This is a genomic window from Streptomyces sp. NBC_01210 (genome assembly GCF_036010325.1).
Lineage (GTDB): Bacteria > Actinomycetota > Actinomycetes > Streptomycetales > Streptomycetaceae > Streptomyces.
On the sequence record NZ_CP108549.1, the window covers coordinates 2,342,817 to 2,360,940 of the forward strand.

An 18,124-nucleotide genomic window follows, 5' to 3' on the forward strand; every position below is an offset into this window, starting at 1 on the left:
GGAAAATGCCGCGGGGAGGAATCGAACCTCCACTGGAACCGCTCAGTCACGACAAGCTTCAGTTTCAGCTTGCGCTCCTCGCGCACCCCGTCCGCACACAGGCGGACGGGGAGTCATTGAGGCTACCCGAACAGATAGCCAAATACAGCGTCGCCCACCCGCTGGTCGGTGACGTCCGCGCCATTCGCCTCCTCGCGGGCGAACTTCACGGCCTGCTGGAGCTTCTCCACCCGCTCGAGCAGTTCGTTCACCCGCCGGGCCGGCAGCGCACCGGAGAACTTCACGGTCGTCCAGTAACCCACCGGAATGTCCTCGTAGTACACCTCGACCTGCGCCGGATGCTTTTCGGTCGCCTCGGCCTTCACATGGTTGCGGGGGACCTTCTTCGTACGCAGAGTCCTTACCGACTCGGTCTTCCAGGCGTCGGTCGACGGGTCCTGCGTCCACGACTCCGAAGCGTCAAGCACCGGCAGCTTGCGCACAAAGGTATTGATGTCCGTCAACTGCTTCTCGAGGAAGAGGAGATACGCCACCGGAACCTCGCTCACCAGAACGCGTCCGTCCACCGTCACATCGGCGCGCGCGGCACAGTTGGCCCAGTCCTTGGTGGCTGTGACGTCGAACAGCCGGGTCAGCGTCTTCGCGGTCTCGCGCAGCACGTCCTCGGCCTTGACCTGGACCCGTGTGGACTCGGGCGGAAGCTGCTCGCCCTCCTCGTCCTTGGGCTGGTACGTACGTGAGATTCCGGCCAGCAGCGCAGGCTTCTGCAGCCCGTGATGGGCCGCCGTCAGGTCCTGGTGCGCCTTGGACTTGACGCCTTTCTCGACTGCGATGATCTGATTGAGTTTCGCCACGTCGATCAAGCTAGCAAGACCTGTCACCCACGCTCGAACGATTATTCAGATCCCTCGGGAGTACGCACCATGGAGACAGCCGTCATCGCGGTCATAGGCACTCTGCTGGGCTCAGTGGCCACTCACTACTTCCAGCGCCAGACCGCCGAGCGCGCCGCTGCTCTCACCCGTGCCGAACAGCTCCGTCAGGAACGGATCTCCGCGTACAGCGCCTTCGCGGGCGCGCTCGTCGACTACCGGCGCGGTCAGAACGACCGCTGGCACCGGGCGAAGGAGAGACCGGGCAGCGCGCTGGCCGAGGAGGCGCGTATCGACTCGTACCGGCTGCGTTCCTCCGCCCATCAGGCGCTGATCCGCGTCCAGTTGGTCTGCGACGACGCGGCGGCGCTGGAGCTGGCCGCGTACGCCTTCGAGGTCACGAACTGTATGCATGAGGCGCCGGACGAGTCGGACCGCTCGCAGCGTTCGGAGCAGGCCCGCGAGACGCTGTCCGAGTTCATCGGGGCGGCGGCGCCGGGCGTGCGCTGAGGGTGCGCAGGGGGCGGCCTTCGAGATAGCCGGCGATGTCCTCGACGGCTCCCTGGAAATACCCCTCGTAATTGTGCCGGGTGACATAGCCGAGGTGCGGCAGGCCGAGGAAGTTCGGCGCGGAGCGCAGCGGATCGTCGGCCGGCAGCGGCTCGGTCTCGAAGACGTCGGAGCCCGCTCCGGCGATCCAGCCGTCGCGCAGTGCCCGCACCAGCGCCGCCTGATCGACGATCGCCGCTCGCGAGGTGTTGACCAGATAGGCCGTGCGCCGCATGCGCTTGAGCTCGCTCGCGCCGATCAGCCCGCGCGTGCGGTCGCTGAGCTGCAGATGTACGGAGACGAAGTCCCCGGCCTCGAGCAACTCCCCCAGGGTGTGCGCTCGTACGACGCCGACCTCGGCGGCCCGCTCGTCGGTGAGGTTCCGGCTCCACGCCATGACGTCCATGCCGAAGGCCCGGCCGACACGGGCGACTTTCGCGCCGATCTTGCCGAGGCCGAGCAGCGCGAGCCGGCGTCCGTGCAGATCGGCGCCGATGGTGCTCTGCCAGGGGCCGTTCTGCTGCAGGGCCGAGCCCTCCTGCACCACGTTCCGCGCCAGTCCCAGGATGAGCGCCCAGGTCAGCTCGGCGGGCGGTTCGGAGCTGCTGGCGGTGCCGCACACGGTGACGCCGTGGCGGGCGGCGGCTTCGAGGTCGATGGCGGCGTTGCGCATACCGGAGGTGATGAGCAGCTTGAGGCGCGGCAGGCGGGCGAAGAGTGCTGCGGGGAAGGGGGTGCGTTCACGCATCGCGACGATGATCTCGCAGTCGCCGACGGCTTCCGCAACCTCTTGCTCGGACGTGAAATGGCTCTGCAGCGACCGTACTTCGACATCCGGTGCGAGAGCCGACCAGTCCGCCATGGACAGCGCGACATCCTGGTAGTCGTCGAGTACGGCACAGCGCAGCGTCATGGGAGCGGAGCGTACCTGGTGAGTAGGCTGCGGACATGGACCTGGTGGTGATCGAACCACTGAAGCGCCGGCACTGCGCGGAGTGCCGTCAGGGCCCTCTTCCGCTGCACCTCCTCGAGTTCAACGCGCCCATCTGTCTGGACTGTGCTGACCTTGCCCATCTGGTGTTTCTGCCGCGCGGTTCCGCGGCTCTCACCCGCCGGGCCCGCGAGGCGAGTTCGCTGTGCGCGGTGGTGATCCGCTTCAATCGCCGCCGTAAGCGGTACGAACGCCAGGGGCTGCTGGTCGAGGAAGCGGCGCTGGCCGGGGCGGAGTCGTCGTGCCTGGCGGACGCGGACGCGCGGGCCCGCCGCCGCGAGCGGGACGCGGTCCGTCGCGCGGCCGAGGATGTACGTTTCACCGCCTCGTTCGCCGCGGAGATCCAGCGGCTGTTCCCGGGCTGCCCGCCGGCGCGTGCCCGCGATGTCGCCGCGCACGCCTCGGTGCGGGGCAGCGGCCGGGTCGGCCGCACCGCGGCGGGCCGTTCCTTGGAGGAGGGAGCGGTCACGGCCGCGGTGCGGGCTTCCGTACGGCATCTCGACACGGAGTACGACACCCTGCTGATGGCCGGAGTCGCCCGCCATGAAGCGCGGGCCGGGGTGGCGTCGGTGATCGATGCGGTACTGGCGTCCTGGCGCGCCTGAGCGGAACGCCGGCGGGTGACACCGGGACCCAGGGCACCCTTCGTCCTCCCCCGCGCCGGCCCGTGATCCAGTACACCTGCAACGGGGCCGTCGATGAGAAATGGTGGTACGACAGCGGCAGCAAGACGCTGCGGAACGTCTACTCCGGTAAGTGCCTCGCCATTGGTGCCACCGCCACAAAGGGCACGCAGTTGATCCAGTACACGTGCAACGGCAAGCCCGATGAAAGCTGGGAGCAGATTCCCCGCTGAGGTGAACACCCACCCGGGCAGGACGCTTGTCTCGAGACAGCCAACGGCGGCCGAGGAGACCGGGCCGGACCCCAGCCTCACAGGGCAAAACACCTAGGCCGCGCCGCCGCGCTCGTGGGCAGGCCGGGTACGGCGGTAGAGGACGATGCCGCCGAGCAGCAGCGCGGCGCTCGCGGGCACGGCGAAGGCAACCTGTCCGGAACCGGTGTGCGCGAGTGCGGCGGAGGACCCGCGCGTCGCTTGGCGCAGCGTCGGCCCGTGCGGCGCTGCGGCCTTCGGCGGAATGGCGGGCCTCGGCCGTACGGGCGGCTTGCCGGAGGTGTTGGACGAGGAATTGCCGACGGCGGCATTGCCGATGCCGACGATGTTCACAGAGTTCCCGGTGACATTGATCGGCACGTCGATCGGAAGCTGTACGTCATTGCCGGAGAGGACACCGGGCGAGTCCTTTTCACCGCTTTCGGTGGTGGCACCGCCGCTGCCTGTCGTGTGGGCGCCCGGCTTCAGCCGCCCTCCGTGCGAGGTGTTGGCGCAGGAGTTGCCTACTGCCGGGTTGAGCAGTCCAACGACGTTGACGGTGTTGCCGCACACATTGACCGGGACGTTCACCGGAAGCTGCACCGTGTTGCCGGCCAGCAGTCCGGGCGAATGAGCCGCACCGCCGTCCGCGTTCGAGTCGGCGTGCGCGTTCCCCGCCATGGCGAGCGCGCCACCCGTGAGCATCACGGTGGCCAGACCCTTTCGGTGAACCTGCCTCATGGGTTCCCTGCCTTCAGGAGAAGTTCGCGGGCCCTCGCCCGCACCGGAACCAACGCCGATGACGCCATTCAAGTTGTGGCAAAATACGTCTTTCACTCCATCGAGTGTGCGTCTTATCGAATTTCTCTCGTGCCCGACCTTCTCGACCGACCCGGCTTACCTGCCTCACCCGTCATAGTCCTGGATGCGGCGCCCCTGCCGCCGTTCGGTCAGTTCCGGGAGCTGCTCGGCGAGTTCGGCGGTGATGCCGGGCACATCGAGGGTCAGCAGCTGCCGGTCCCGCATCAGAATCCGCCCGTCGACGACGGTGGTGCGTACGTCGCCGGAGCTCGCGCTGTGGACGAGCGTGGCGGCGATGTCATGCAGAGGCTGGGTGTGCGGACCGGTGAGATCCACCAGAATCAGATCGGCCCGGCGTCCGGGCGCGAGCGCACCGACCTGGTCTCCGAGCCCAACGGCCCGTGCGCTCTGGGTGGTTGCGTGGCCGAGTGCCTGGCGGGCGGTGAGCCACGCCGGATCGTTCTCCACGGACTTCTGGATGAGCGCGGTGAGCGCCATGCTCTCCCACACGTCCAGAGTGTTGTTGGACGCGGCACCGTCGGTGGCCAGCCCGACGGGAATGCCGGCCGTAGCCAGCGCCCTGATGGGTGTGGTGTCCCAGGCGAACTTGAGGTATCCCCTGGGCGCGCTGGCGACCGCGATCCGTCCCGTGCCCCTCTGCAGTACGGACAGATCCTTTTCGGTGATCCCGGTGCCGTGCGCGATGAGCAGATCGACCTCCAGCAGCCCGGTCCGCTCCAGCACCTCGATGGGCGTACGCCCGCACCGGGCAAGGCTGTTCTCCGTCTGCGCCTTGTTCTCGGCGGCGTGGATGTGTACGAGGAGCCCGTGCCGGCCCGCGAGTTCGGCGGTGGCTGCCAGGTCGGCGTCGTCGACGGTGTACGGGGCGTGCGGAGCGAGCGAGGTGGTGATCCGGCCCTCGGCCGCGCCGCGCATCCGCAGTGCGAAGTCGACTGAGCGCTCGCGCCCTTCGGCCCCCTGACTGGAGAAGTAGGCCGCGCCGAGGTTGGCGCGCAGCCCGCTCTCGGTCACTGCGGCGGCCACCTTGTCCATCGAGAAGTAGTGGTCGGCGAAGGTGGTCACCCCGCCACGGATCATTTCGGCACAGGCGAGCTGCGCGCCGAGTTCGACGACGCGGTCGGTGAGGTTGGACTCGATGGGCCAGATCCAGTCGTTGAACCACTCCTCCACGGGCATGTCCTCGGCGATTCCGCGCAGGGCGACCATCGGTGTGTGGGTGTGGCAGTTGATCAGGCCGGGCATGGCGAGCTGCCCGCGCCCGTCGATGCGCTGGACGGCCGGGAGGCCGGCCACGGCACGCGCGGAGGTGACGGACTCGATGAGCCGGCCGCGTACGACGACGGCGGCGTCCTGAAGGAAGCCGATCCCCTTCTCTTCGTCGTGCACGAGGGCGATGCACCCGTCAATGATCAGATCCGCGGGCCGCTCGGCGTCCGCAGCAACCATTTGGTCCTCCTCCTGACGTCCTCGGGCTCCCAGTCTGTCGGTCCGGGTCTGTCCGCGGACACATCGAGGGATGCGCTCGTGCGGGTGGTTTCCGGACGAATTCGGCGTCCCGGCGTACTGCTTCGTGGCCCGATTGCCGTAGCCGCAACACACGCCGCCCTGCGGCCCCCGATGGAAGGACCGGCTCCCCGTGCCCACTGTGAAGCAGCGCACTCTCCTCGCCGTCGCCGGTGCCACCGTCGCCGTACTGACAGTGGGTGCGCCCGGCTCCCCCGCCGCGCTCGGCAGTGAACAGGCGAAGGCACCCAGGGCCTCGTCCACGGCGGCGCGTGGTGCGCCCTACATCGAGACGCGGCTGTTCTTCGGTACGGAGCGTCCGGACGGCGGCCCCGATGTGACCGACCGGCAGTTCATGGCGTTCATCGACCGCAGTGTCACGCCGAACTTCCCGTCCGGGCTGACAGTCCAGGACGGCCGCGGACAGTGGCGGGACTCCAACGGCACCATCGAGCGGGAGCGTTCGTACGAGCTGATCCTGCTCTACCCGGCCGCGGAGGCACACGTACGCGACCCGCAGATCGAGCGGATCCGCGAGGCCTACGCCGCGGCGTACGCACAGGACTCGGTGGCCCGGCTGGACGAACCGACGCTCGCCGACTTCTGAGAGCGGCCTCTCTGAGAGCGGCCTTTCTGATCTGAGAGCGCCCGGCTCAGTAGCGCACGGGCAGGGAGAGCAGCCCTCGGGCACGCATCGAAGGCCGCCACCGCAGCTCGCTGTGCGGGACGTCGAGCTCCAGCCGCGGAAACCGCTCAAGAAGCGCGGCAAGAGCGATCTCGGTCTCCATCCGGGCCAGGGGGGCGCCCAGGCAGTAGTGGATGCCATGGCCGAGCGCGAGGTGGCCGGTGGCGTCGCGGCCGATGTCGAGGCGGTCGGGGTCGGTGAAGCGGTGCGGGTCACGGTGGGCGGCCGCGAGCGAGAGCAGGACGGTCTCGCCCGCCGGGATCGTGACGCCGCCGATGGTGATGTCCTCGGTGGGGAAGCGGCGGATGGCCAGCGGTGCGGGTCCGTCGTAACGGGCCAACTCCTCGACGGCACCGCCCAGTCGGCCAGGGTCGGCGCGCAGCGCGGCCAGTTGGTCGGGGTGACTGAGCAGGGCCAGGGTGGCGTTGCCTATGAGGTGGACGGTGTTCTCGTATCCGGCGAACAGGATGAGGAAGGCCAGGGACATCAGCTCGTCCTCGTTCAGCCGGTCTTCCTCGTCGCGTACCGCGATCAGGGCGGAGAGCAGGTCGTCGGCCGGCTCGGCGCGCTTGCGGGCGATGAGCTGGGTGAAGAACGCCAGCATTCCCCCGACCGCTTCCTTCGCCCGTGACGGCTGCGCAGGGTCCGGGGCAACCAGGGCGTCGGTCCACGCCCGGAAATCGCGCCGGTCTTCCGAGGCCACGCCGAGCAGGTCGCAGATGACGTTGATCGGCAGCGGCGCGGCGTACGAGGCGATCAGATCGGCGCGGCCGTGCGGGGCGATGGCGTCCAGCAGCTGGTCGGCTGTCTTGCGGATCGGCTCGCGCAACTGCGCGATGTGACGCGGGGTGAACGCCCGGGACACCAGACGCCGGATGCGGGTGTGGTCCGGCGGGTCCATGTTGAGCAGATTCGCGTCCAGCGCCGGCGGCAGCGCGAGCCCGCGGTAGCCGCCGGGTGCCGCGTTGCGCTTGTCCAGGGAGAGCCGGGGATCGGCGAGTGCCTGACGTACGTCGTCGTAGCGGGTGACCAGCCAGGCCGGCAGCCCGTCCGTCCCTGCGATCCGGTGCACGGGCCCGGGCTCGCGGAGCCGCGCGTACACGGCGTAGGGGTCGGCCATCAGCTCGCTCGTCGGATCTTGGAGTGCCATGGCTCCACCCTAGAGGCGCCGCGTTCCGGAGCTGTCGACGGCTGTCTGCCGTATTCCGGCCCGGCAGTGGGCAGTTGTCCTTCATGACGGACCGCCCGCTGCTCCTCCTCGACGTCGACGGCCCCCTCAACCCGTACGCGGCGCGTCTGCCGCGCCTGCGTGGCTACGCGACACACCGCCTGCACCCCTCCTACTGGCTCTCCCACCAGCCCCCGGGCTCCCGCCGCCACCGCCGGGGCCTGCGCATCTACCTCAACCCGGCCCACGGCCCACGACTGACGGGCCTTCCCTTCGAACTGGCCTGGGCCACCACCTGGATGCACGAGGCCAACACCATGATCGCCCCGGGCATCGGCCTGCCCGCCGACCTCCCGGTGATCGAGTGGCCGGAACTCTTCGCGAAGGACCCGGACGGGCTGTACTGGAAGACCCGGCCGCTGCTGAAGTGGGCGGCGGGGCGCCCGTTCGCCTGGGTCGACGACATGATCACGGCCCTGGACACGGCGCATGTCGCGGCGCATCACGACGCGCCTGCGCTGCTGTTGCGGATCCATCCGCGGCGGGGGCTGCGGGAGGAGGACTTCGGCACGCTGGTCAGGTGGGCGGAGGGCTTGTGACGCCGGCGGACTTGACCGCCGCGGGCACTACCGCACCGAGCGACCGCGGGCTGCCGGCCCGGCCTGCTCCTCGCGGCGGGTGCGCAGCAGGAGCGCGACCCAACTGCGGTAGGGCGCCCAGTGATCGCTGATCCCGGCGAGCCGGCGCGCATCGGAGGCGTCGGGATCGCCGAGGCCGTAGGCATCGGCCATCGAAGCGTGAAGCCGGCGTTCATGACGGGGGAAGACGTCGGGGTGTCCGGCGCCGCGGATGAGGATGAGCTCCGCGGAGAAGGGGCCGATGCCGGGCAGGGTCCGCAGATGAGCGAGGGCGTCTTCCGTCGGCATCGCGCGCAGCCGGGCGGCGTCGAGATCACCGGCGAGAGCCGCGTCGGCGAGGACACGCAGCCGTTCGACCTTCGTCTCGGGCAGGCCCGGAACACGGCTGAGTCCGCGCAGGACCAGCGGGGTGGGGAAGGCGTGCAGCGACTCCCCGGCGACGGTGACGCGCGGTCCATGGTGCTCGGCAATGCGGGCCTTGATCGCGGCGGCCTGGACCATCCGGATGCGGTGGCCGATGACCGCCCAGGCCGCGGCCTCGTACGGCGAGTAGAAACACACCGGCCGCAACCCCGGGTACGCCGCGATGAGCTGGGCCACGACGGGATCGGCCTCGGCGAGCCGTGGGAACCCGCTGCCGTCCACGTCGAGCGAGAGGATGCGGGCCAGTTGCGCCCGCACCGCGCTCATCCCATCCGATTCCGCAGTTGCCGTGCCCATCCCGTCGTTGCCCGGATTCCCGGTGTGCACGGTGACATCCGCCTGTACGGTCCCCTCCGACCCCTCCGACCCCTCCGACCCCTCCGACCCCTCCGACCCCTCCGCCTGCCTCACCTCCGCGCTCACCGTCGAGTGGCCGTCGTCGGCGGGAAAGGCCAGGCGCAGCACCCTGCCGTCCGAGGCGTCGCGGTACCCGGCGGGTGTAAAGCCCTCCAGGAACCGCAGGCTCGCCGCAAGTGAGAACGGCCCACGCGGGGTGATGACGATGGCGGTCATGGTCAGCCTTCGTGCGTGGTGATGGCGTACCCCTCAGGGCCGACGAACGTGAACATCCTGCCGAACGGACCATCCTCGGGTGCCTTGACGATGGGGATCCCGGCGGCGTGGAGCCTGTCGTGCAGGGCCTGCGCGTCAGTGGTCCGGAACCACAGGGCGACCCCGAGGCCGGGCCGCTCGACGGCGCCGAGATCCACTCCCGGCAGCGGCTCACGAACGGCGAACGGAACCGGCTCGGTGGCGAACACCACGGCGCCGGGCGGCGAGGCAGGCGCCCGGCGCAGCCCGAGGTGCTTCTCGTAGAAGGCGGCAGCCGCTTCGACATCGCGCACCTGCAGAGCGATGAAGTCCGGGCCGCTGGCGGTCACAGTCATGAGCACTCCTCGATCGTGTTGCATGTCAGGACTTTGACATAAGCGGAAGATAGACGGCGCCGCGCTGACATGTCAAACTCCTGACATGCACGATGGGACTGCTTCCAGCCAGGCTCCGCGGGCCGCCGACGTGACCGAGCGCCTGGGATACCGCCTCAAGCGCGCCGCCGCGGCGCTGCGCAGCGCGATGGACAGAGCACTGCGTGAGTACGGCCTGACGGTGCCGCAGTACGCCTGCCTCGAACTCCTCGACCAGCGCCCCGGCCTGTCCAACGCCGAGCTAGCCCGCGGCACCTTCGTCACGCGGCAGTCCATGAACGTCGTCCTGCGCGGACTGCAGGACGCCGGCCTCATCACCCGGCCGGCCACCACCGACCGCGGTCGCGCTCTGCCGGCCCACCTCACCGAGGAGGGCCAACGTCGGCTCGCGGCGGCACGCTCCGCCGTCTACGCCATCGACCAGCGCATGACCGACGCCGTCCCGGAGCAACGCCTCGCCGAGCTCCTCGCCGACCTAGACCACATGGCGGCGGCACTCGACGGGTGAGAACGGCCGCGCGTCAAGGGCGATCGAGCACCAGACGGTCTTCAGGACGGGATCACTGCGGTCGATGCCCCAGTCGGCAGCGAGGGCGTCGACGAGAAGCAGGCCGCGACCGCCCTCGGAGTCGAGGGGTGCGGCCCCGAGTTCAGCCGGGGCGGGCAGCCCTCGGTCGCGGCGGGCATCGCTGACCTCCATACGGAGCATGCCAGGAGGAATAACGGTGAGCCCCAGCCGGAAATCCCGGCCGGGGACACGGCCATGCGTGATGGCATTCGCGGTGAGTTCAGCCGTCAGGAGGGCAGCGGTCCGGGAGGAGTCGGAGTCGTACGGCCAGCCCCAGGCTTGAGTTGCTGAGTGGCGAGCCGTCGGGCGAGGCGGGCGCCACGGCGAGTCGCGCTCAGCCGGACCGTGAAGCGGTGGGTGGGGACGGGGAGTTCGGTGCTGACGGTTTCGTGATTCACATCACTCAGCGTGTCCGTGCGTGCGTAACCTGAACAGGAGCGTTGTCGGTACGCAGCGTGATTGTCCAAGCTCGGAGGCGTGCTGTCCGGGTTGTCGGGCGTGACGCGGAGCGCAGGGCGGCGTTGGGCAGGGGCGCGTCGAAGGTGGGACAGCATGGCGAATACGACAGGGCCGATGGACGACGAGGCGGAACAGCAGCCGGACTGGGACGAGGGGACGGCGGAACTCCTCAAGACCGTCGGCAAACAGGTCAGGCTGTGGCGGGAACGGGCCCACTTGACGCAGGCCGAGGTCGGCAAGGCGATCGGCTACACCGAGCACCAGGTCTCGGCAGTCGAGCGAGGTCGGCGCATCCCGAAGCCGGAGTTCCTGGACAGGGCGGACGAGGCGCTGGGGGCGGGCGGAATCCTGGCTGCGTTCAAGGAGGACGTGGCGCAGGCCCGGTACCCGAAGAAGGTGCGAGACCTTGCGCGATTCGAAGCGGATGCCGCCGAGTTGGGCGCCTACGCCAGTTCCGTCATCCACGGACTGTTGCAAACCGAGAGCTACGCCCAGGGGCTGTACCGCATGCACCGGCCGATGCTGGACGAGGACGCCATCGAGCGAAATGTGGCCGCGCGCATGGCCCGGCAGGAGATCTTCGAGCGGCGGCCGGCGCCGTTCTTGAGTTTTGTCCAGGAAGAGGTGACGCTGCGCCGCCCGGTCGGTGGCAGGATGGTGATGCGCGGCCAGCTCGAACGACTATTGCATGTGGGGCAGTTGCGGAACGTCGAAGTCCAAGTAATGCCGACGGACCGTGAAGATCACGCGGGCCTGGGCGGCGGGTCGTTCCTCCTGCTGGACCCCAGGAACGGCCACAAAGTGGCGCACTCGGAGGCAGCATTGTTCAACCGCGTGACCGCCGAACGCAAAGAGGTCCGTGTCCTTGAGGCGCGGTATGGGATCATCCGAGCGCAGGCTCTCACGCCACGGGAGTCACTGGCATTCATCGAGAAAGTGCTGGGAGAGACATGATCAGCAAGTCCTCTGTCGAGAGTGTCGCCGGGCTGGCGTGGTTCAAGAGCAGCTACAGCACCAGCGACGGCCCCGAGTGCGTCGAGGTCGCCTCCGCCCCCGGCACCGTCCACGTCCGGGACTCCAAGGACAAGGCAGGCGCGCAGCTCGCCTTCACAGACGGCTCATGGGCGGCGTTCGTTCCGTTCGCAGCCTCCCGCTAGCACCAACTGCCCTGCATCCCAAGGCATTTGCTCGCCTCAAACCTGCCGTGCCCCTGTCCCCCTGGTCGGAGGGCGAGCTGCCCACCTGCTTCTGAGTGGCCCCGCGCGCTGCCGGGCGCCGACCAGCTCGGCACGGGCAGTCCAGGTCGGCGCCGACGGCTCCGGGATCGGGTGAGCCGCGCGAGCCACGGGCCCCCTTCGGCTGAATCCAGGTCCTGATGCAGGCAGCCCGGTCGCTCAGTCCGTCATCTGCCGAGCAGCGCGGCGAGCGCGCCGACCGGGTCGGTGTCCGGAGTGCCGCGGGGCCACCAGTCCTCGCGGTCCGCGTCCGATTCATAGCCGTACCAGAGGCCGTTGCGGCCGAAGCGGAGCTGCAGCGTGCGGGTGGAGAGGTGGTTGCGCCAGGGCCGGAAGTGCGGGAAGTCGGCGGCGATCAGGGCGGGGCGGGCACGGTCGAAGGAGCCGGCGGGCGGGTCCCAGGGTTCTTCGAGTACGGCGAGGGCTTCGAGCCCTCCCTGGCGCCAGGCCGCCACCGCGCGGGCCAGGTCGGTGGGAGTGTGATCGGTGGCGGCTGCCAGATCGCGGTAGAGGGCGCGGGTGGAGGCGGTCAGGCCCGAGCCGGGGTGGGCGGCGGCCAGGCGGACCGCGTCCTGCCATTCCGTCAGCTCCGCGGTGGGGTCCGTGCCGGTGGTGAGGAGGGTGTGGGCGCGGGCGGCCGCCTCGGTGGCGAGGAGATCCAGGGCGAGCGGGTCGGGCGCGCCGGGCGAGTGGGGGTAGGACGGTGGACGGCCCGGATGGGCCGGAGCCGGGAACGGGGGCGGGAGGGCCGGTAGCGAGCGAGGGGCGAGAGCCTCGCGGGCCGGGACCGTCGGAACGGCAGTGGCGGCGGCCGCGGTGGTGCGCTCGGCGGCCGAGCGGGCCGCGTTGCGATGAGCGAGTGAGGCGAGGATTTCCCGTTCGCCCATGCCCCGCATCAGGAACAGCACGAACGGGTCCTCGTCCAGCAGCCGGGCCGTCTGGTAGCAGAGCGCCGCCGCGTGCTTGCAGGGGTAACCGTCGTCCGGGCAGGAGCAGTCGGGGATCAGATCGCCCGGCGTGGGCAGGAGGTCCGCCACGGTCGCCAGTGCGTGCGGCACGTCCTTGTCGAGCAGGGCCGCGATGTGATCGGGTCGGGCCGCCGCGGCGGCCAGGAAGTCGTCCCAGTCGCCGTCGGAGAGGGTACGCAGGCGGATCTCCGTACGGTACGGGCGCGGTCTGCTGCCGTGGACGTACGCCACGACCCGGCCCGGCGTGACCGTGATCGCGTCGACATGGCCCCGGCCCGCGTACGCACGGCCCCGGACGAGGCGGGCCCGGTCCAGGGCCGAGTCCTCCAGCGCCTCCACCCAGGTGTTGCCCCACCAGCTGGACGCGAACTCCTCGCCGGTGAGGGGCTCCAGGGCGGGGAACGTACGGCGGCGGTCGTCGTGGCGGGGGCGGGCGGGTTGGGAGCGCGGGATCATGAGGGCCTCCGCAGGGAGACGAGGTCGGCCAGCTCACGATCGGTCAGTTCGGTCAGGGCCGCCTCTCCGGAGCCGAGGACCGCGTCCGCCAACGCCCGCTTGGACGCCAGCATTTCGGCGATGCGGTCCTCCACCGTGCCCTCCGCGATCAGTCGGTGGACCTGCACCGGCTGTGTCTGGCCGATGCGGTACGCCCGGTCCGTCGCCTGCTCCTCCACGGCAGGGTTCCACCAGCGGTCGAAGTGGATGACATGGCCGGCCCGGGTCAGATTCAGACCGGTGCCGGCGGCCTTGAGGGAGAGGATGAAGACCGGGATCTCTCCCGACTGGAAGCGGTCCACCATGCGCTCGCGCTCGACCACGGGGGTGCCGCCGTGCAGGAGTTGGGACGGGATCGCCAGGGACGTGAGGTGCGACGCGAGGATGCGGGCCATGGAGACGTACTGGGTGAAGATCAGGACCGAGCCGTCCTCGGAGAGGATCGTCTCCACCAGTTCGTCGAGGAGAGCCAGTTTGCCGGAGCGGCCCGCCAGCCGGACGGTGCCGACGCCTGTCGCAGCGCCGTGCTCCTTCAGGCTGTGCTCTTTCAAAAACTGCGCGGGATGGTTGCAGATCTGCTTCAGCCCGGTGAGCAGCTTCATCACCAGACCACGGCGCGCGATGCCCTCCGCGCCCTCGATCGCCGCCATCGTCTCCCGTACGACGGCTTCGTAGAGGGACGCCTGCTCGCGAGTGAGCGCGACGGGATGGTCGGACTCCGTCTTCGGCGGCAGTTCGGGCACGATGCCCGGATCGGACTTCTTGCGGCGCAGGAGGAAGGGGCGCACGAGCCGCGACAGCCGCTCGACCGCGTCGTCGTCCTCACCGTTCTCGACGAGGCGCGCGTGCCGGGAGCGGAAGGCCTTCAGCGGGCCGAGCAGTCCGGGAGTCGTCCAGTCCAGCAGCGCCCACAGCTCGGAGAGGTTGTTCTCGACGGGTGTGCCGGTCAGAGCGACGCGGGCCGGGGCCGGGATGGTGCGCAGGGCTTTGGCCGTCGCCGAGAACGGGTTCTTGACGTGCTGCGCCTCGTCGGCGACGACCATCCCCCAGGTGTGCGCGGCCAGCCGGTCCGCGCTCGTCCGCATCGTGCCGTACGTGGTGAGGACGAAGCCGCCGTCGAGCTCGGGCAGTGTGCGGTCGGCGCCGTGGAAGCGGCGCACCGGTACGCCGGGGGCGAAGCGGGCGATCTCCCGCTGCCAGTTGCCGAGCAGCGAGGCGGGGCAGACGACCAGCGTCGGGGCCGTCCGGGCACGATGGAGGTGGAGGGCGATCAACGTGACCGTCTTGCCGAGGCCCATGTCGTCCGCGAGGCAGCCGCCGAGCCCGAGCGAGGTCATCAGGTCCAGCCAGGCCAGGCCACGCAGCTGGTAGTCGCGGAGCGTGGCGGCAAGGCCGGCCGGAGGCGCGACAGGTGCGGAGGCCGCGGTGAGCCGGTCGCGAAGTGCCGCCAGCGCGCCCGTCGGCACCGCCTCCACCGTCTCGCCGTCCACCTCCGCCGTGCCGGTCAGTGCCACGGCCAGCGCGTCGACCGGCTCGAGCAGCCCCAACTCCCGTTTGCGCGCCTTCCGTACGAGACCGGGGTCGACGACCACCCACTGGTCCCGCAACCGCACGATCGGACGGTGCGACTCGGCCAGCGCGTCCATCTCCCGCTCGGTCAGCGGATCGCCGTCCAGCGCCAACTGCCAGTTGAATTTGAGCAGTTCCTCGCTGTCGAAGAACGGTGTGCCGTCCGTCGCCGAGCCGGGCGCGGACCGTACGACCGCGGCGGCCGAGAGCGTACGCGCCAGCTCCTTCGGCCAGTGCACCGCTACCCCGGCCGCGGCCAGGCGTGCCGCGCCCGGTCCCAGCAGCTCGTACAGCTCGTCCTCTGTCAGCGGGAGCACATCGGGCACGTCCCGTTCCAGCAGCCGGGCGAGTGGCGGCCAGACCCGCGCCGCGCGGCGCAGCGCCAGCACCGCGTCGATCCTGGCGCGCGGCCCGAAGTCCTCGTCGCCGTCGCCCGCCCACAGCCGGGTCGCGTCGATGACGAGCGTCGGGTCGGCGAGGCTGTGCACCTGGACGAGGGCCGCGCCGGCATTGCGCTCCGCGCCGTCCTCCTCGGCGATGTCGAAGAGCTCGAACGCGGACAGGTCGAGGCGGAGCGAGACCCGCACTCCCGCGTCCATGCCCGCCGCGGCCTCCGCCGCCCACTCCCGTGCGGCGGGCAGATGCTGCGCGGAAAGGGCCGCGAACGGCGCTCCCGCTGCATACGGCGCGGCAGGCGTACGCGGCAGGGTGTCGGCCACCGCGTCGAAGAACGACCGGACCAGCGACTCGGGCTCCGGCAGCCGCAACGGCCGCAGCTCACCGACGGGAACGGCATGCGCCTCGTACGGCATGGCGGCTGCGATCGCCCGCAGCTGGGCGATGTCGTCGGCGTCCAGCGGGCCTGCCCGCCATGCGTCATGGTCGGTCGCGGTCAAGCCGGGCAGCAGCCTGCCGCGCGCCACCAGATGGACCGCGTGCAGCGCGGCAGCGCCCCAGCAGGCCGCGGCGGGGTGCGCGGCCGGGTTCCGACGGGCCCGGGTCAGCAGCGGTACGGCTTCGGCGACCGGCAGCAGCACGGCGGGGACCGTGCGGCTGCGGACGCCGGTGCCGTGCCGGCGTACGACCGTGAGCTCGCCGCTCGCGTCCCGGAGCCGGTCGCCGTCCGGGTCCCAGAAAGCGACCCGCCCCTCGCGCGGCAGTGCGGCCGGCACAAAGACCGCAGCGCAGGTGTGCAGCAGCTGCCGCATGTCGGACGTCATCGGGTCACCTCCCTCTGCCGATCACGTACCGGAGTACTGGATCTACGACCTTACGGGTGAGGTCTGACAACGGGCTCCGACAGCCGGCCGGGACGGCTCGGCAGGCACCTCAGCACACCTCAGCAGGCACCTCAGCAGGCACCTCGCGGACGCCGCCGTCGCCCGCAGCTTCCGCTCGGCTGCACGTCCAGGCGCTCCGCCGGCACCAGAAACAGCCGGTACTCCTCGCGCTTGCTGCCCACGAGCAGCTCGACACCGCACTCCGGCGCCGGAAGCCGCAGGCCGTCGGTCACCGGCTCGAAGGGCATCATGTTGAGCGCCGCCCACCCCACAGCGCCGATCTCGGCCGAGGCAGGCGTCCGGTCGTCAGGGACGCCGGAACGTTTCCTACCCGGCCGGGCCCGCGCTCACCCGGCAGCGCGGCCGAGGCGGCGGAGCTCAGGCGGCGGAGCTTACGCGGCAAGACTTATGCCGCAGGGGCCTATGCGGCGGGAGGCACCGCGGGCGGCAACGGCGGCACGGGCTGGACCGGCTGAACCGGCGACGACTCCACCGGCGGACTCTCCTGCGACGGTGACTCGGGCTGCGACTCCGGCTGCGCGGGATGCGACGGCAAGGCCTGCTGCGGCTCGGACGGGGACTGCGCGGGCTGCTGGGCCCGTTCCAGGAAGCGCAGCAGCTCCACCGGGAACGGCAGCACCAGGGTGGAGTTCTTCTCGGCCGCGACGGCGACGACTGTCTGCAGCAGCCTCAACTGAAGGGCAGCCGGCTGCTGGGACATCTCCTTGGCGGCCTCGGCCAGTTTCTTGGAGGCCTGGAGCTCGGCATCGGCGTTGATGACCCGGGCCCGGCGCTCACGGTCCGCCTCGGCCTGGCGCGCCATCGACCGCTTCATCGCCTCGGGCAGGGACACGTCCTTGATCTCGACCCGGTCGATCTGCACACCCCAGCCGATCGCCGGACTGTCGATCATCAACTCCAGTCCCTGGTTGAGCTTTTCGCGGTTGGAGAGCAGATCGTCCAGATCGCTCTTGCCGATGATCGACCGCAGTGATGTCTGCGCCATCTGCGAGACCGCGAAGCGATAGTCCTCGACCTGGACGATGGCATCGGGGGCGTCCACGACCTTGAAATAGATCACGGCGTCGACCCTGACCGTCACGTTGTCCCGCGTGATGCCGTCCTGCGCGGGCACCGGCATCGTCACGATCTGCATATTGACCTTACGCAGCCGGTCGATGAAGGGGACGATCATGGTGAAGCCCGGGGCCCTGACGTCGTCACGCAGCCGACCCAGGCGGAAGACCACGCCCCGCTCGTACTGCTTGACCACCCTCGCGCCCGCCATCGCGTACAGCACACAAGCGGACGCGGCCGCCGCGCCCGCAGCCACCAGCTCCTCGACCATCAGGGCACCCCCTACCGTCCGAGCCGGATGTTAATTACCACGGTATGCCCGGTATACCCCCTCGGTCGAGCTCTCACCCGCCCCTACCGCCCCACCTCAGCAGGAAGGCCGCACCCCGGTGCGGGTGCGGCCCACGGGCGGCTTCTAGAGGCGCTTGCGCGCGAGGGCGACGAGCTCGGCCGTGTGATTGCGCCGCACCCAGGCGATCCCGCCGAAGATGACGAAGAGGATGACGGGCGTGATCGCGTACTGGCCGTCGAACACGGTCATCTGCGTGATGAAGGCGCCGATCATCAGACCCATGAAGGCGAGCGCCGAAAGACCGGAGAGGATCGGGATCACCAGCGCGATCGCGCCGGCCAGCTCCAGACCGCCCGTCAGATGCATGAACCAGTCGCCGAAGCCGATCTTGTCGAAAGCCTCCGTCGCGGAGGAGTGGGCGACAAGCTTGGGCCCGGCGCTCGGGATCGCCATGAACACCGCGAGCACGATCTGGAGCGTGCGCACCGCGAGGTGCGAGCGGCGGCTCAGCGTCGTTCCGGTAGCGGTGGCGGCGACGGTGTTCGAGGTGGTGACGGGGGTTGCTGCGGACATTGTGGTCTCCTCCGGTAAGCGTTCCGTAGTGCTTTCGGAGAGGTAGACCGGGAGGGGGCCCAGGACTCATCGCCGCCCCGGGCCCCAACTTCAAAAT

The 18,124-nt window shown here is 70.2% G+C and carries 22 protein-coding genes; 8 read left to right on the forward strand and 14 right to left on the reverse strand.

What is annotated here, in order from left to right; genetic code table 11:
- Positions 1–122: 122 nt before the first annotated feature.
- Positions 123–854: a DUF7873 family protein gene (locus OG735_RS10650; RefSeq protein ID WP_326649212.1), complete on the reverse strand. Its 732-nt coding sequence runs from the start codon at positions 852–854 to the stop codon at positions 123–125.
- A 69-nt stretch (positions 855–923) separates the two neighbouring features.
- On the opposite strand from OG735_RS10650, the gene OG735_RS10655 reads away from it, so the two are divergent.
- Positions 924–1,382 carry a hypothetical protein gene (locus OG735_RS10655; protein ID WP_327322894.1) on the forward strand — a complete coding sequence of 153 codons (459 nt, stop codon included), beginning with the start codon at positions 924–926 and terminating at the stop codon, positions 1,380–1,382.
- On the opposite strand, the gene OG735_RS10660 is transcribed toward OG735_RS10655, so the two are convergent.
- Complete coding sequence (locus tag OG735_RS10660; protein WP_327322895.1) at positions 1,351–2,334, reverse strand: D-2-hydroxyacid dehydrogenase family protein; 984 nt, start codon at positions 2,332–2,334, stop codon at positions 1,351–1,353. The two genes, OG735_RS10655 and OG735_RS10660, sit on opposite strands and share 32 nt — an antisense overlap.
- Positions 2,335–2,369: 35 nt before the next feature.
- Between OG735_RS10660 and OG735_RS10665 the strand changes: the two genes are divergently transcribed.
- Complete coding sequence (locus tag OG735_RS10665) at positions 2,370–3,017, forward strand: DUF2293 domain-containing protein (protein ID WP_327322896.1); 648 nt, start codon at positions 2,370–2,372, stop codon at positions 3,015–3,017.
- A gap of 62 nt (positions 3,018–3,079) precedes the next feature.
- A complete protein-coding gene (locus tag OG735_RS10670) occupies positions 3,080–3,268 on the forward strand; it encodes an RICIN domain-containing protein (RefSeq protein WP_327322897.1) in 189 nt (62 codons plus the stop codon).
- 93 nt (positions 3,269–3,361) lie between these two features.
- Here OG735_RS10670 and OG735_RS10675 read toward each other — a convergent pair whose 3' ends face one another.
- Together OG735_RS10675 and OG735_RS10680 are read right to left on the reverse strand one after the other, a co-directional pair.
- Positions 3,362–4,027: a chaplin gene (locus tag OG735_RS10675; RefSeq protein WP_327322899.1), complete on the reverse strand. Its 666-nt coding sequence runs from the start codon at positions 4,025–4,027 to the stop codon at positions 3,362–3,364.
- A 165-nt stretch (positions 4,028–4,192) separates the two neighbouring features.
- Positions 4,193–5,554, reverse strand: a complete 1,362-nt coding sequence (locus OG735_RS10680) for an amidohydrolase (protein ID WP_327322900.1) — start codon at positions 5,552–5,554, stop codon at positions 4,193–4,195.
- Between the two features lie 190 nt (positions 5,555–5,744).
- Between OG735_RS10680 and OG735_RS10685 the strand changes: the two genes are divergently transcribed.
- A complete protein-coding gene (locus OG735_RS10685) occupies positions 5,745–6,218 on the forward strand; it encodes a DUF3574 domain-containing protein (protein ID WP_442812406.1) in 474 nt (157 codons plus the stop codon).
- Between the two features lie 46 nt (positions 6,219–6,264).
- Here OG735_RS10685 and OG735_RS10690 read toward each other — a convergent pair whose 3' ends face one another.
- A complete protein-coding gene (locus OG735_RS10690) occupies positions 6,265–7,446 on the reverse strand; it encodes a cytochrome P450 family protein (protein WP_327322901.1) in 1,182 nt (393 codons plus the stop codon).
- A gap of 83 nt (positions 7,447–7,529) precedes the next feature.
- On the opposite strand from OG735_RS10690, the gene OG735_RS10695 reads away from it, so the two are divergent.
- Positions 7,530–8,063, forward strand: coding sequence for a hypothetical protein (locus tag OG735_RS10695; RefSeq protein WP_327322902.1), 534 nt, complete (start codon positions 7,530–7,532; stop codon positions 8,061–8,063).
- Positions 8,064–8,090: 27 nt separating this feature from the next.
- Here the strand turns inward: OG735_RS10695 and OG735_RS10700 are convergent, their stop codons facing one another.
- Complete coding sequence (locus OG735_RS10700) at positions 8,091–9,098, reverse strand: DNA-3-methyladenine glycosylase family protein (protein ID WP_327322903.1); 1,008 nt, start codon at positions 9,096–9,098, stop codon at positions 8,091–8,093.
- A 2-nt stretch (positions 9,099–9,100) separates the two neighbouring features.
- The gene (locus tag OG735_RS10705; protein WP_327322904.1) at positions 9,101–9,472 is read right to left on the reverse strand and encodes a VOC family protein; all 372 of its coding nucleotides are present in this window, start codon (positions 9,470–9,472) and stop codon (positions 9,101–9,103) included.
- A gap of 85 nt (positions 9,473–9,557) precedes the next feature.
- Here OG735_RS10705 and OG735_RS10710 point away from each other — a divergent pair, with 85 nt between their 5' ends.
- Positions 9,558–10,019, forward strand: a complete 462-nt coding sequence (locus OG735_RS10710; protein ID WP_327322905.1) for a MarR family winged helix-turn-helix transcriptional regulator — start codon at positions 9,558–9,560, stop codon at positions 10,017–10,019.
- Here the strand turns inward: OG735_RS10710 and OG735_RS10715 are convergent.
- Positions 9,987–10,310 (reverse strand): ATP-binding protein, encoded by a 324-nt coding sequence (locus tag OG735_RS10715; RefSeq protein ID WP_442812596.1) that lies wholly within the window; start codon positions 10,308–10,310, stop codon positions 9,987–9,989. The two genes, OG735_RS10710 and OG735_RS10715, sit on opposite strands and share 33 nt — an antisense overlap.
- Positions 10,307–10,477 (reverse strand): hypothetical protein, encoded by a 171-nt coding sequence (locus tag OG735_RS41895; RefSeq protein WP_442812407.1) that lies wholly within the window; start codon positions 10,475–10,477, stop codon positions 10,307–10,309. The genes OG735_RS10715 and OG735_RS41895 overlap by 4 nt, the downstream gene beginning before the upstream one ends.
- A gap of 154 nt (positions 10,478–10,631) precedes the next feature.
- On the opposite strand from OG735_RS41895, the gene OG735_RS10720 reads away from it, so the two are divergent.
- Together OG735_RS10720 and OG735_RS10725 are read left to right on the forward strand one after the other, a co-directional pair.
- Positions 10,632–11,492 (forward strand): helix-turn-helix domain-containing protein, encoded by an 861-nt coding sequence (locus OG735_RS10720; protein ID WP_327322906.1) that lies wholly within the window; start codon positions 10,632–10,634, stop codon positions 11,490–11,492.
- The gene (locus OG735_RS10725) at positions 11,489–11,695 is read left to right on the forward strand and encodes a DUF397 domain-containing protein (protein WP_327322908.1); all 207 of its coding nucleotides are present in this window, start codon (positions 11,489–11,491) and stop codon (positions 11,693–11,695) included. Before OG735_RS10720 ends, OG735_RS10725 begins: the two co-directional genes overlap by 4 nt.
- 245 nt (positions 11,696–11,940) lie before the next feature.
- Here OG735_RS10725 and OG735_RS10730 read toward each other — a convergent pair whose 3' ends face one another.
- From OG735_RS10730 to OG735_RS10750, 5 genes are all read right to left on the reverse strand, one after another.
- Positions 11,941–13,197 carry an SWIM zinc finger family protein gene (locus OG735_RS10730; protein ID WP_327322909.1) on the reverse strand — a complete coding sequence of 419 codons (1,257 nt, stop codon included), beginning with the start codon at positions 13,195–13,197 and terminating at the stop codon, positions 11,941–11,943.
- Complete coding sequence (locus OG735_RS10735) at positions 13,194–16,025, reverse strand: DEAD/DEAH box helicase (RefSeq protein WP_327322910.1); 2,832 nt, start codon at positions 16,023–16,025, stop codon at positions 13,194–13,196. The genes OG735_RS10730 and OG735_RS10735 overlap by 4 nt, the downstream gene beginning before the upstream one ends.
- A gap of 131 nt (positions 16,026–16,156) precedes the next feature.
- Positions 16,157–16,336, reverse strand: coding sequence for a hypothetical protein (locus OG735_RS10740; RefSeq protein ID WP_327322911.1), 180 nt, complete (start codon positions 16,334–16,336; stop codon positions 16,157–16,159).
- A gap of 170 nt (positions 16,337–16,506) precedes the next feature.
- Positions 16,507–17,433, reverse strand: coding sequence for a slipin family protein (locus OG735_RS10745; RefSeq protein WP_327322912.1), 927 nt, complete (start codon positions 17,431–17,433; stop codon positions 16,507–16,509).
- A 144-nt stretch (positions 17,434–17,577) separates the two neighbouring features.
- Positions 17,578–18,027 carry a DoxX family protein gene (locus tag OG735_RS10750; protein ID WP_327322913.1) on the reverse strand — a complete coding sequence of 150 codons (450 nt, stop codon included), beginning with the start codon at positions 18,025–18,027 and terminating at the stop codon, positions 17,578–17,580.
- Positions 18,028–18,124 lie beyond the last annotated feature (97 nt).